Origin of the sequence: Photobacterium sp. GB-210 (assembly GCF_003026075.1) — a bacterium.
Taxonomy (GTDB): domain Bacteria; phylum Pseudomonadota; class Gammaproteobacteria; order Enterobacterales; family Vibrionaceae; genus Photobacterium.
This window is the reverse complement of the sequence record NZ_PYNU01000001.1, coordinates 131855-145342: the sequence shown is the minus strand read 5'-3', so window position 1 is coordinate 145342 and position 13488 is coordinate 131855. Positions and strand designations below refer to the sequence as shown.

Annotated in this window: 12 protein-coding genes; 3 read left to right on the top strand and 9 right to left on the bottom strand. The window is 40.2% G+C overall.

Annotated elements, in window-relative coordinates; all coding sequences use genetic code 11:
- Window positions 1-13 precede the first annotated feature (13 nt).
- Window positions 14-208: a DUF2897 family protein gene (locus tag C9J38_RS00735; RefSeq protein ID WP_107205447.1), complete on the top strand. Its 195-nt coding sequence runs from the start codon at window positions 14-16 to the stop codon at window positions 206-208.
- Window positions 209-290: 82 nt separating this feature from the next.
- Here the strand turns inward: C9J38_RS00735 and C9J38_RS00730 are convergent, their stop codons facing one another.
- From C9J38_RS00730 to C9J38_RS00705, 6 genes are all read right to left on the bottom strand, one after another.
- Window positions 291-1532 (bottom strand): glutamate-5-semialdehyde dehydrogenase, encoded by a 1242-nt coding sequence (locus C9J38_RS00730; RefSeq protein ID WP_107205446.1) that lies wholly within the window; start codon window positions 1530-1532, stop codon window positions 291-293.
- 82 nt (window positions 1533-1614) lie between these two features.
- Window positions 1615-2769: a glutamate 5-kinase gene (gene proB / locus C9J38_RS00725; RefSeq protein WP_107205445.1), complete on the bottom strand. Its 1155-nt coding sequence runs from the start codon at window positions 2767-2769 to the stop codon at window positions 1615-1617.
- 255 nt (window positions 2770-3024) lie between these two features.
- Window positions 3025-3429, bottom strand: coding sequence for a sigma factor-binding protein Crl (crl, locus tag C9J38_RS00720; RefSeq protein ID WP_107205444.1), 405 nt, complete (start codon window positions 3427-3429; stop codon window positions 3025-3027).
- A 273-nt stretch (window positions 3430-3702) separates the two neighbouring features.
- Window positions 3703-4962 (bottom strand): esterase FrsA, encoded by a 1260-nt coding sequence (frsA, locus tag C9J38_RS00715; protein ID WP_107205443.1) that lies wholly within the window; start codon window positions 4960-4962, stop codon window positions 3703-3705.
- 157 nt (window positions 4963-5119) lie between these two features.
- Window positions 5120-5578, bottom strand: a complete 459-nt coding sequence (gene gpt, locus C9J38_RS00710; RefSeq protein ID WP_107205442.1) for a xanthine phosphoribosyltransferase — start codon at window positions 5576-5578, stop codon at window positions 5120-5122.
- 69 nt (window positions 5579-5647) lie between these two features.
- Window positions 5648-6937, bottom strand: coding sequence for an NCS2 family permease (locus C9J38_RS00705; RefSeq protein WP_107205441.1), 1290 nt, complete (start codon window positions 6935-6937; stop codon window positions 5648-5650).
- A 1092-nt stretch (window positions 6938-8029) separates the two neighbouring features.
- Between C9J38_RS00705 and C9J38_RS00700 the strand changes: the two genes are divergently transcribed.
- On the top strand, window positions 8030-9490 hold the full coding sequence (locus C9J38_RS00700; RefSeq protein ID WP_107205440.1) for an aminoacyl-histidine dipeptidase: 1461 nt from the start codon (window positions 8030-8032) through the stop codon (window positions 9488-9490).
- A 104-nt stretch (window positions 9491-9594) separates the two neighbouring features.
- Here C9J38_RS00700 and dinB read toward each other — a convergent pair whose 3' ends face one another.
- A complete protein-coding gene (gene dinB, locus C9J38_RS00695; protein WP_255418438.1) occupies window positions 9595-10674 on the bottom strand; it encodes a DNA polymerase IV in 1080 nt (359 codons plus the stop codon).
- Window positions 10675-10908: 234 nt separating this feature from the next.
- Between dinB and C9J38_RS00690 the strand changes: the two genes are divergently transcribed.
- Window positions 10909-12129, top strand: coding sequence for a response regulator (locus C9J38_RS00690; RefSeq protein ID WP_107205438.1), 1221 nt, complete (start codon window positions 10909-10911; stop codon window positions 12127-12129).
- A 61-nt stretch (window positions 12130-12190) separates the two neighbouring features.
- On the opposite strand, the gene nqrM is transcribed toward C9J38_RS00690, so the two are convergent.
- Window positions 12191-12412 (bottom strand): (Na+)-NQR maturation NqrM, encoded by a 222-nt coding sequence (gene nqrM, locus C9J38_RS00685; RefSeq protein WP_105060759.1) that lies wholly within the window; start codon window positions 12410-12412, stop codon window positions 12191-12193.
- Window positions 12413-12423: 11 nt separating this feature from the next.
- A complete protein-coding gene (locus C9J38_RS00680) occupies window positions 12424-13449 on the bottom strand; it encodes an FAD:protein FMN transferase (RefSeq protein ID WP_199187029.1) in 1026 nt (341 codons plus the stop codon).
- Window positions 13450-13488 lie beyond the last annotated feature (39 nt).

Here is a 13488-nt window from a genome sequence, read left to right as displayed (position 1 = left end):
TAGTGAGGCTAATATGGAATGGCTTTTTAACCCTTGGGTGATCTCTTTTATTATTGTTGCCGTCATCGCTAGCAACATTGCAGCGCTAAAATATACCGCTTATATGAAGATTGAGATGCAGAAAAAACACAAACTGTTTGACGACAAACACCCTCTCAGTAAGCAAGAAAATCCTGTATCTCAAGATAAAAAAGACGACAAAGAATAAGAAAAAATCAAAAATTACTGGCATAAAAAAAGCTGCCAATTAGTGATTACTAGCCGGCAGCTTTTTACATTTTATTTAACGATTAAGCACGGCTTAAGTAATCAGCAACACCCACCCACTTATAACTCGTCAGCTCTTCTAAACCCATTGGGCCACGAGCATGCAGTTTCTGGGTTGATACCGCAACTTCCGCACCTAAACCAAATTGCGCACCGTCAGTAAAACGTGTAGACGCATTCACATAAACAGCCGCCGAGCCTGCCGCATTAACAAAACGTTCTGCCGACTGCAGGTTATTAGTTAAGATTGAATCGGAATGGCTCGCATTGTGCTTACGCATATGGAAAATGGCTTCATCCACATCGTTTACCACCTTAATACCTAAGGTGTAGCTTAACCATTCAGTATCAAAGTCACCTTCTGCTATCTTGCGCAGAGAAGACGCTTTACCTTCAAGTAGATTATAGGCTGCTTCATCAGCAACCAGTGCTACCTTGGCTTTGTTCATACGCTCAACTAAACGTGATAAGAAGGCTTCTGCTACTTTCTCATTTACAAGTAAGGTATCTAACGCATTACAGGCCGATGGACGCTGTACTTTGGCATTTTCAACCACATCTAAAGAACGAGTAAGATCGGCACTTTCATCAACATAAATATGGCTAATACCAAAACCGCCGATAATCACAGGAATAGTGCTGTTTTCTTTACACATTTTATGTAAACCCGCACCACCACGAGGAATGATCATATCTACGTATTGATCAAGCTTAAGCAGTTGTGAAACAAGTTCGCGATCGGGTTGCTCTATGTACTGTACAGAAGCGGCTGGTAGTCCTGCTTTTTCCAATGCCACTTGAATCACTTTTACCAGTGCCATATTGGAGTGAAATGTCTCGCGACCACCACGAAGGATGCTAGCGTTACCTGTTTTTAGGCATAATGCCGCAATATCAATCGTAACATTCGGACGCGCTTCATAGATCACACCAACAACCCCTAATGGAACGCGACGACGGCTTAAACGCATACCATTTTCAAGTACGCGGCTATCAAGCTCTGCACCAACAGGATCATTAAGATTAATCACATTACGCACATCATTTGCAATACCCGCTAATCGTGATTCATTTAGTAATAAGCGATCGACTAATGCATCAGACATACCTGATTCAAGTGCGGCATCAATATCTTGTTTGTTCGCTGCTAAGATAATGTCTTTATTACTTTCTAATTCATCAGCAATAATCGCTAAAGCATTATTTTTAACTGCAGTTGCCGTTGTTGCTAACTCGAAAGCAGCCTGTTGTGCCGCTTGTCCCATTAATTCAAGATTCACAATAATTCCTCTATTAATCCTTGTCGTGATGCCAATACTTCTCTGTATTTATACATACATGTCGTTTTTAAATAACTACCATATCATCACGATGGATAGCCACGTGACCATGTTCGTAACCCAACACAAGGTGGATTTCTTGGCTATGCTTTCCTGCAATTTTTGCCATATCTACACTCGAGTAGCGGCAAATACCACGTGCTAATAGGTTATTTTGTTTATCAAAGATACGCACCACTTCACCGCGTTCAAAATCACCTTTTACCATGGTGATCCCTTTCGCAAGTAAACTACTCCCACGTTGTTGCACAGCAATGACAGCGCCATCATCAATAACAATGTCACCGGCTGGAGGAGGCCCAGCTAAAATCCAACGCTTACGGCTTTCTAATGGGGATTCCAGCGGTAAGAAACGTGTACCAACAGATTTACCTTCCGCTAAATCAATAATGACATCAGGACGACGACCAGCAGCGATGATCACTTCAATACCAGCTCGACGAGCCACATCTGCTGCCTGTAGTTTTGTTGCCATGCCGCCTGTACCTAAACCACCCACAGTGCCACCCGCTAATTTACGCAGTGTTTCATCAATAGTATGTACTTCACGGATAAGCTCTGCATCAGGATTACTACGAGGATCGGCGGTAAATAGACCTGGTTGATCTGTCATTAATAACAGTTTATCTGCGCCACCTAAAATACCGACAAGTGCGGATAAGTTATCGTTATCACCCACTTTAATTTCTGTTGTCGCTACCGCATCATTTTCATTCACAACAGGAACAATACCGTTATCCAGCAAGGCAACTAACATATCACGCGCATTTAAATAACGTTCCCGATCGTTTAAATCTGCACGCGTTAATAGCATTTGACCGATATTGATCCCATAGATACCAAATAAGATTTCCCACTCTTGAATTAAGCGACCTTGACCAACCGCAGCCAGTAATTGCTTACTTGCCATTGTTTTGGGCAGTTCGGGGTAACCTAAATGCTCACGTCCTGCTGCAATTGCACCAGATGTGACAATAATAATTTTATGTCCTTGACGACGAAGCATCGCACATTGACGGACAAGCTCAACCATATGGGCGCGATCTAACTTCAGCGTACCGCCAGTAAGAACACTGGTGCCCAACTTAACAACAATTGTTTGTGATGCAGCAGATGCTGCAAGGTCTTGCTCTCGAGCATTAGTATTTTTGGTATCTGCCATGGGGATCAAACAAAATAGAAAGAAATAATATGTACTTTGTTTTATCAATACTGCTAATAAAGCACAAGAGAAAAACAATGACTAAATACATATAAGTGCGCAAATATTTAGTTAAACAACTGAAACGCTTACAAATCACACAAAATTATATTTAAGCCGCTAAATTCGGTTATCTTAGGCAACAAGATGTAAAAAAAAGATACAAAAAAACCCATCACTTCATTGGATGGGTTTTATAAATTGAGAGCAAATTATTTATGCTAGCTCAGTAAGCGGTGTTTGTGTGAGTTCTGAAGATGGAGATAAGGTTAATTGGCATTCATCAACAATAAATGGCGTCAACTTACGGTGAAAATCTAATAATGTTTTCATCACCGCATCTTTATGCTTTGCGGGTAACTTTCCATTACTCCACTCACCATTTAAATCAAAACGGCCAAAATCATAGCAATATTCATAACCATTATCGGTTACTGTTAAAATTAACCACCAGCCCCAAAATTCACGTTGTTCGGGCTCTTTATCAGCATTAACACAACTGGCTAAACAATCAAAAAAGAACTGACCTTCTTTTGATTTTTTCTCACGTAAGTAAGGACCCAGCGCAGTTAATTTTGTTATTAAACGCCCATGAGGCGGAAAAAGAGTTGTCGAAGTCATTGCAAATCCATCCATAGTCAACTGCAGTGATGAGTATGCTAATACTCAAAATAATATACGTTTACTAACGTTTTTTAATCACGTTGTTTATGTGCAACATGATAGCTATCAGTATTTATATATTATGGTTGAATATGGATAAAATGCCAGTGAAGATACGAAATTTTATTAACAATATCATAGTGGTATAAAATAAAGTTCGATATCCTCACTGCATACCGTCAAGGTTTTGTCTCCACCTTGACCATCAGAGCCAAATAATTGTCTACTTTATTACCTTAACTGCTCATTTAACCATTCAACGACAGTCGTTAATGAACGGTGGTAGCCATCATGAATAGGCTTTTCTGGTAACGTTATCGCTTTACCACCATAACTGGACAGCGCAATTAACTGATTATCACTTTCAGGGCATACAGGATCATTTTTTAAACTTATTCCCAGCATTGGCATATCAATACGTCGGCGCCCCAAAATTCCTTGGTGCTTTAACGACCATGCCGGAAGATGAGAAATGATGCTCGTTTCTGATTGACCATTTTTACCCATTCGAGATGCTAACACATCAAGATACATCCGAGGGATCTGCTCAATCATCTTAGGTTGGGTCAACACGCTATGAATCGCGCCGCCCAAGCTAATACAGGTTTTTAAACGTGTTGGCTCCATAAAACCTAAACGAATAGCTGCATTACCGCCCATTCGTAACCCTAGCATTGCAACTTTATGGTGATCGACCCAAGGGACATCACGTATCTGCTGTAATAACGCTTGATGAAGTCGACTGGTATCTTCCGTTAAGTTCCAACGATCACAATGACCGACAGATGGCATATCCAGTGTGACCATCGCATAACCTGCCGGCCCTAAATAATCTTCATATAAGCGCCATAAATCGCATTGCAATGTATCTAATCCACCGCTAACGATCACTGTCGGTAATAGTTTATCGGTACGAGGCAAATGAATGAAGGCTTCAAAGGTTTTACCTTCATACTTGACACTAATCGTTCGCATATCATGCGGGCGTAATTCTATCGCTTCACGATAACTTTGATTGGCTTGCAATTCTGCTTGATCAGCCAATTGATCGCCCTTGATATACGGATACGCGGCAATACTGTAATGCGTGCTGGCTTTTAATAACAACTCAGAAGCTTTAAGTTTCTCGCCTTCATTTAATAGAAGACGTGCTTGCTTTTGATAGCTTGCGCCCAATTGCGCCCATTCATATGTCCAGTTACCTGGCTTATAGCCAATCACCGTATCCAGTAAATGTTCACTCGTACGTGGAGATTTAGCACCCGCAATACGAGCAAGTACCGCTTCAAGCTCTATCGGATCGACGCCCTGCCAAATCCATTGTGGGCGACGTAAAACACGGTACCAGCTAGCCTTACTCTCACCATCCAGCGCATTGTTGACTCGCCCACTACGCACATGAGCAATTTTAACCAAATTCGATGTCTCTTTAGAGGTTGGTCTTGGGGCAAATAACTTTTCGGACAAATTTTCAGGGGATGGCTCAGACACGGCACTCTCCACGTGGTCTTGATGATGTGTAGTGATGATATACCCAAAATCACTTACGTATGTCGATTTAAAACAAAAAAAGACGCCTTATCGGCGTCTTATTAATCAATCTTAGTTTACAGCAGCAAAGCAATAAACCTTGATAAAGGGAGAATGCTTATCGCTTAGCGATTGGATCGACAAACGTTACTGCCATATCCCACGGTTGTTCAATCCACGTTTCTTGTGGGATATCAACAACGTAATCATCAACTAAATGTTGACCTGCAGGTTTTGCGCATACTGTTACAAATTTACCACGTGGGTACAGTTCACGAATTTTTTCAGCAGTACCGCCCGTGTCGACTAAATCATCAACAATAATAAAGCCTTCACCATCACCTTCTGCTTTCTTGATCACACGCATATCACGTTGGTGATCATGATCGTAGCTTGAGATACATACGGTATCTACATGACGGATACCCAGTTCACGCGCCAAAATAGCAGCAGGAACAAGACCGCCACGGCTAACAGCAATAATACCTGTCCACTGCTCAGCAGGTAGCAACTTTTCAGCTAGCTGACGAGTGTAAGTTTGCATGTTATCCCAAGTGATGATGAATTTATTACTCATAGATAAAGAACCTCTGGATCAACGATGTTAAATCGCCCTAAATAGATAAAGCTTTATGAAATCTAAAACTTAAAGAAAAATTATTTTTGCAAGGAACAATGCTGAAATAACCCAAACACTGATATTTACATCACGCCCCTTACCACTCATTGCTTTAACCGCAGCATAAGTGATAAAACCAAGGCCAATACCTTCAGCGATAGAATAAGTTAAAGGCATCAACAAGCAAACCACAACAACCGGTGCAGCTTCTGTTAGATCACGCCAATCAATTGCCACTAACCCCGACATCATCAAAATCGCGACGTAGAATAATGCACCAGCCGTTGCGTAGGCAGGTACCATGCCAGCTAATGGAGCAAAAAATAGAGCGAGTAAGAATAATACACCAACCGTTACCGCAGTAAGACCGGTACGACCTCCGACTGCGACACCGGACACACTCTCGACAAAAGAAGTGGTATTCGATGTACCCAATAAGGCACCAACAGAGGTTGCTGTACTATCTGCAAGTAACGCGCGATTTAAGCGTGGCAACTTGCCATCTTCACCAATTAAGTTTGCTTTTGTCGCAACACCGACAAGCGTACCTGCGGTATCAAATAAATCGACAAACAAGAAAGCAAACACAATTGAAATCAGGCCAACTTCCATTGCCCCCGAAAAATCTAATTGCATAAAGGTTGGTGCAATGCTTGGTGGCATTGACATAATGCCGCCATAAGTCACTTCACCAAATGCAATACTCAACCCAGTAACAATTAAGATTGCAATCAAGACTGCAGCTTTAAAGCCACGATGAACAAGCGCTATGGTTAGAAAGAAACCAAGTGCTGCCATCACAACAGGAAAACTGGTTAGATCGCCTACTTGTACTAACGTCGCAGGGTTATCTACGACAATGCCTGAACTCTGTAATGCAATGAAGGCAAGGAATAAACCTATACCTGCAGAAATTCCGGTTCGCAGCGCCATTGGTATGGAGTTAATGATCCATTCCCGTACTTTTAATAAACTTAACGCAATAAAACACAAACCTGATAAGAAAACAGCGGCTAACGCAACTTGCCATGTATACCCCATGCCTAGCACAACGGTATAAGTAAAGAAGGCATTTAAGCCCATGCCTGGTGCTTGTGCGACAGGATAGTTAGCAAAAAATCCCATCACAAAACAACCGATCATCGCTGCTAAACAGGTTGCAACAAATACTGCACCTTTATCCATTCCCGTACTGGATAGCATAGTAGGGTTTACAAAAATGATGTAAGCCATGGTCAGGAATGTTGTTAAGCCAGCAAGCAACTCCGTTCGCACAGTTGTGCCGTGTTCCTTTAGTTTAAATAACTTCTCAAGCATGTTTCTCTGTTCCTTGGAGATTGACACGTTAGTATTAAGCAAAAGAAAACGTTTGCGTTCTCAATTCGAGCGCGATTATAAACATCAGATCTATCAATTTCCAGAAAATATCGAGTAAATGCACAAAACTAAGACTAATAAATTTAATTTTGTTTTTTTGGCTTTTAAGAACAGATAATTAGCAATATAAAATCAATGCTTTAGCTAAAATATGCCAAATTAATATATTTCATCTATTTTATATTTATGAGATCTACAGCAATAAAACGTACTAAGGATCACATCGCGATGTGTGACTAACTTGTTATGACGATTTAAAGGTAAAAAAACGCCGCTTCAAAGCGAAGCGGCGGCGAATGTTGCAAATAATCGCTCACGATTATTTAGTATTCTCAAGTTAGGGGGTGAACAAGCTGTTCGGCTAACTAGTCAGCAACTAGATAACAAAATTCTTAGTAACCAAAGTAATTAGGGTAAGTAAAGTTACCTGTATATACAGAGCGGTTATTCCAAAAGTGTGTAATTGAATCAAAAATTTTCATTTTAAATCACCTTATAAATAAGTAATCCAAATTAACCACATAAATATTTATGCGCTTAATCCTTGGAGGGGAAAGACCATCGTGGTCGCACTTATCTCGGTTCCATGGAGGCGATATCTCGGGTTCATCCTGAACGTGTACAGTGTTTTCTCATACCTTTATGAGACTGTCTAAATCATAACCATTACGTAATTTACTTTCAAGCATTTCCTTTAACTTCGTCACACTTTTTACAAAAAAACATTGTTAAACCAATTTTGATGTAATTTTTTTCAATTTTGATCGGTTAAATCTTGCTTTATGATCAAGAAAATAAATATCAGAAATAATTACGTAATCATCAGCTCAATGTATACAAGTCAAGCGCCGTTAATACTTATTCATTATCGTATTCGTGGTTTAAGATTTTACTTTTTTCTCTACCTCCACCGAAGTCTGAATGATATGCTAAAAAAAATGCGATGGAGTAAATCGCTACTTATATATGTCATTTGACGGCTAATAGCCTGACAAGTGTCACTGGACCAAAATTCTATAAAGGTAGGCTTCCGTGTCTGAAATCAGTCAACTATCTCCTCAAGCTGTATGGCAATTTTTCGATCAAATTTGTTCGATCCCTCATCCTTCTAAATATGAAGAACAATTAGCACAATTCATCATTGAGTTTGCTAAAAAAGAAGGCTTAGATGTTCGCCGTGATGAAACAGGTAACGTCATTATTAAAAAGCCAGCAACAGCAGGCATGGAAAACCGTAAAGGTGTGGTACTTCAAGCGCACATCGACATGGTTCCACAGAAAAATGAAGAAACCGTTCACGACTTCACAACAGATCCTATCCAACCTTTCATTGACGGTGAATGGGTAACGGCAAAAGGTACAACATTAGGTGCTGATAACGGTATGGGTATGGCAAGCTGTCTTGCGGTACTGGCTGCTAAAGATATCGAACATGGCCCATTAGAAGTACTACTTACTATTGATGAAGAAGCTGGCATGACCGGTGCTTTTGGTCTTAAAGAAGGTTGGTTAGAAGGTGACATTCTACTAAACACTGACTCTGAGCAAGAAGGCGAAGTCTACATGGGTTGTGCTGGCGGTGTAGACGGCGCAATCACACTTGATATAAAGCGTGAAGCAACACCAGCAGATCACCAAGCAATTAAATTAGTCCTAAAGGGCTTAAAAGGCGGTCACTCTGGTTGTGATATTCATACTGGCCGTGGCAACGCAAACAAATTACTGGCTCGCTTTTTAGTCTCTCATGCAGACGATCTTGGCTTACGTATTAACAACTTCACAGGCGGTAGCCTACGTAACGCAATTCCTCGTGAAGCGTCTGCGATTGTTACCCTACCGGCTAAACATGTTGATCAACTAAATACATTATTCGCTCATTACCAAACGCTACTAAGTGCTGAGCTTGGTCATGTAGAAACAGATATCAACCTATTTACTGAATCTGCTGAACTACCAACAGATGTAATGGTAATGGCAGATCAAACACGTCTAATCAATGTATTAAACGTCTGCCCTAACGGTGTTATCCGTATGAGCGATGACATTGAGGGCGTTGTTGAAACATCGCTAAATATGGGTGTTATCACGACAGAAAGCGATAAAGTGATCGTACTTTGCTTAGTCCGTTCTTTAACTGACTCTGGTCGTAGCTATGTAGAAAGCATGTTGCAATCATTAGCAACCTTAGCAGGCGCACAATGTGAGTTTTCTGGTACATATCCAGGTTGGAAGCCAGACGCCGATTCTGAAATCATGCACGTATTCCGTGACATGTACCAAGAGATGTATGGTAATAAACCCAACATCATGGTGATCCACGCAGGTCTTGAGTGTGGCTTATTTAAAGAACCGTACCCTGAAATGGACATGTTATCATTTGGTCCTACCATCAAGTTCCCACACTCACCTGATGAGAAAGTGAAAATTGATACCGTTCAAATGTTCTGGGATCAAATGATTGCAGTACTTAAAAATATTCCTGTTAAAAAATAAACTAACGGAATAACAAAAACGGGCTTAACGTGATCTCATGTTAAGCCCGTTTTTATATGCACTGTAATAAATGTGTCAACAGAGAAGGTTCTGTTTTCATCTAATCAAAAACCAAAAGAAAGCTGTTGCGCTTTTAAACCAACCTCTAACCCAACACTTAAGCCTATTAAGCGTATCTCACGAGAATTTTGTCGGGTCATCGCTTCTTTTAATAAATCGATAAATTGCGCTTTATCTAATTTAGGATAAATATGCTCAACCGTAGTTTGTTGAAAGTCTGCAAATTTTAACTTTATACCTTGCTTGGCAATATCTAACTCAGGCCGTACTTTACGTAATCGTTGCTCAAGCTCAGGATATAACTGCTCAACCACTTGCCAACACTGATCAAAACTTGAAATATTTTGACTAAAGGTACGCTCTACCCCAACCGACTTTCGTTGTCGTTCAACAATCACTTCACGCTCGTCAATACCGTGTGCTCGAGACCATAATGATTGCCCAAATTTGCCAAATTGCTGTAGCAGTAAATGACGGTCATAATTTTGTACATCACGACCAATATACAAGCCTTTCTCATGGAGTTTTTGAATAGTTACCTTTCCTACCCCAGGTATTTTTTCTAGTTTTAGTTCAGCAACAAAACTATCCACATCTTCAGGTGTAACCACATATTGACCATTAGGCTTATTCAGATCTGAAGCAACTTTGGCAATAAACTTCACCGGAGCCACACCCGCAGAAGCGGTGAGCTGTAACTCCTCTTCAATTGCACGGCGAATATCCTGAGCAATTAAGGTCGCAGAGCCATGAAGCATTTCGCAATCAGATACATCTAAATATGCTTCATCTAAGGATAATGGCTCGATTTTATCCGTGTACCTTAAGAAAATAGCCCGTATCTGTTGGGATATTTCACGATAAACCTGCATTCTGCCTGGCACTAAGGTTAAGTGTGGGCATAATTTTAAAGCATGAGCCGTTGGCATTGCTGAATGAATACCATATTTACGGGCTAAGTAATTACAAGTACTGACGACGCCTCGCGTCGAGCGGCCACTAATTGCTATCGGAATATCACGTAAAGCTGGATTATCACGAGCTTCAACGGCAGCATAGAAACAATCCATATCGACATGAATAATTTTCCTTTGGCCTGCTATTTGTTTCGTTATATTCGCCACCAAAGACACTCGTAGTTACTGTTTATACATACAGCTATTATAACTATGAATTACGATAGTTGGAAAACTAAAAATATTCATCTAAAAAGGAATACAAATTAAGTTTGATATTTCACCAACAAGATCACAAAAATAAAACCTAATAAAATATTTGATAATCAACCCATTACATCTAATGTTATAAATATCAATATACACCGAATTTATTATGCGTATTGCTAAAAGGAGTTAACTTTGCAACATCAAGTACTTGTTGTCGAAGATAGCCGCGCATTTCGTCACTATCTTGATGACCAATTGAAACAAGCTGGCTTCAAGGCTATTTTTGCCGAAAACCTATCACAAGCTAAAAAATTATTAGCCGACCCAGAACGTTATCTTTGTGCTGTACTCGATTATTGCCTTCCGGATGGTCAAGATGGTGAAATCATCGATCTCGTATTAGACCACAAGGTCAAATCGATCGTTTTAACTGCCCAATTTAATGAAACTATCCGCGAAAAAGTTCTTGCCAAAGGCGTTTTAGATTATTTACTTAAAGATAGTGCAGCTTCCGTTGCCTACCTTGTACCACTATTACTTCGTCTAGAAGCTAACTTAGAGCATAAAGCACTCGTTGTTGATGATTCTGACATGGTACGAAATCATGTCAGTCATTTATTAGAAAAACAGAACCTCACGGTATATGAAGCCTCTGACGGTAATGAAGCGCTACAAATCATTGATGATAATCCAGATATAAGCTTAGTTATTACTGATAACGATATGCCAGAAAAAGACGGCATTACTATGACCCGTGAAATCAGACGTGAGTACAGTCGAAATAAAATGGCGGTATTGGGTCTATCTGGTAGTGACGACAGCACGATGACGGCGCAGTTTCTAAAAGCAGGTGCCAACGATTTTCTCTATAAGCCCTTTAATCAAGAAGAGTTTAACTGTCGTATTCATCATATTCTAAATATGAAAGATACCTCTGATAAGCTGTATCGGATGGCAAACCAAGATGCTTTAACAGGGCTTTGGAATCGTCGTTACTTCTTCACTCATAGCTGTTGTCAAACTGAAAATGAGTCGTTGAATATAGCGATGATTGATATCGACTTTTTTAAAAAAGTTAACGATACGTATGGCCATGATGGTGGTGATGCCGTACTCATCAGCATCAGTAAAATCATTGATGCCCACTTTCCAGAATCGATTGTTGCCCGCTTTGGCGGAGAAGAGTTCTGCATTCAGCATTGTGGTCACTTCCCTAGCTTTTTATCAACCTTAGAACTTGTTCGACAACGCATTGAATCAATTACTATTCCCTACCTTGATCAGCAGATAAAAATCACTATAAGTATTGGTGCAGCAACAAATTTAAAAACACTGGATAGCCTAATTAAACAAGCTGACGATAACCTTTACACCGCAAAGAAAAACGGTAGAAATCAGTTAGTGAGCAATTAAATGGCATAAAAAAGCCTGAGTTAGCTCAGGCTTTTCTTTTATCTTTATTGCTCAAAGGCAGTTAGATAATTTGATTCTTTTTCCATTCAGCTGCACGAGCAGCGCGGGCTTCACGCTTTTTACGCGCATCACACGGCTCAGGGCAATCACATTCTTTTGCAATACCAATACCGTCTAATCCCCCACAGCTGCCACTTACGGTTTTACGTTGGAAAATATAGCCTACTGCCATTGCGACAATCACTAATAAGAAAACAGAAAATGTGACTAAGTAAATAACCATGACTACCTCATTTATTTTTTAACAACGTATTGCTCAAACGTATCTGACTTATATTCAACGAAGCCATCTTTGGTCTTTACAATCAACATTACAGGTAACTTCTCTTTATTGGCTAATGCTATAGACTCTTCTTCCCCCATAACAGAAAAAGTCGTCGCGTATGCATCTGCCGTCATACAAGATGGCGCAATAACTGTAACCGACACAACATGGTTAGCAATTGGCTTACCGGTTTGAGGATTGATCAAGTGAGAATAACGCACTCCATCTTCTTCAAAGTAATTACGATAATCACCCGATGTCGCTATTGCCATATCGCCAGCTTGAATTATATCTTGTACCGCCCTCTCACTTGCAACAGGTTTTTCAATCGCAATACGCCATGGCACATCAGAACGGTTCTTTCCTTGTAAGCGAACTTCACCGCCGACATCAACCATGAAATCTTTAACATGCAGATCATCTTTTAAATAATCAGCAACGACATCAACGCCATACCCTTTTGCGATAGATGAAAGGTCAACATACAGGTTAGGCAGATCTTTCACTAATTTATTACCCGATAATACCGCTAAATGTTGATAACCAATTTCGGTTTTTCGAGTCGCAATCTCTTTATCTGTAGGGGTAGATTCTGGGCGAGCTTCAGGACCAAAACTCCACAAGTTTACCAATGGACCCACCGTCACATCATAAGCCCCATTACTTAGCTTAGAAATACGTAATGCTTCAGAAATTACTTTTGCCGTTGCCGCAGAAACCTCAAAAGGTTGAGAAGATTGTTGCTGGTTAAATTGGCTTAATTCAGAATCAGGACGATAAGTCGACATTTGATCATTAACAAGCTCTAAACGCTTATCAATTTCTTTTTGGATAACTTCTGGGCTTGGTAATCCCTCTTGCTTGATGAGTTTTACTGAATAGTAAGTCCCCATTGTTTGCCCATTAATATCAATCTGTTGACGACTATCACCACAGCCTGTCAACAACATTAACGTTGATAACACCAACGTACTACACAGCAGGAAACGCTTCACTTCATACTCCATCGTTCATGTTGTTTTTTAGTCTGATCA

Excerpts from the sequence above, each read along its gene's own strand:
- C9J38_RS00735 (WP_107205447.1), top strand. The coding sequence starts at position 14 with ATGGAATGGCTTTTTAACCCTTGGGTGATCTCTTTTATTATTGTTGCC.
- C9J38_RS00730 (WP_107205446.1), bottom strand. The coding sequence starts at position 1,532 with ATGGGACAAGCGGCACAACAGGCTGCTTTCGAGTTAGCAACAACGGCA.
- proB (WP_107205445.1), bottom strand. The coding sequence starts at position 2,769 with ATGGCAGATACCAAAAATACTAATGCTCGAGAGCAAGACCTTGCAGCA.
- crl (WP_107205444.1), bottom strand. The coding sequence starts at position 3,429 with ATGACTTCGACAACTCTTTTTCCGCCTCATGGGCGTTTAATAACAAAA.
- gpt (WP_107205442.1), bottom strand. The coding sequence starts at position 5,578 with ATGAGTAATAAATTCATCATCACTTGGGATAACATGCAAACTTACACT.
- C9J38_RS00705 (WP_107205441.1), bottom strand. The coding sequence starts at position 6,937 with ATGCTTGAGAAGTTATTTAAACTAAAGGAACACGGCACAACTGTGCGA.
- nqrM (WP_105060759.1), bottom strand. The coding sequence starts at position 12,412 with ATGGTTATTTACTTAGTCACATTTTCTGTTTTCTTATTAGTGATTGTC.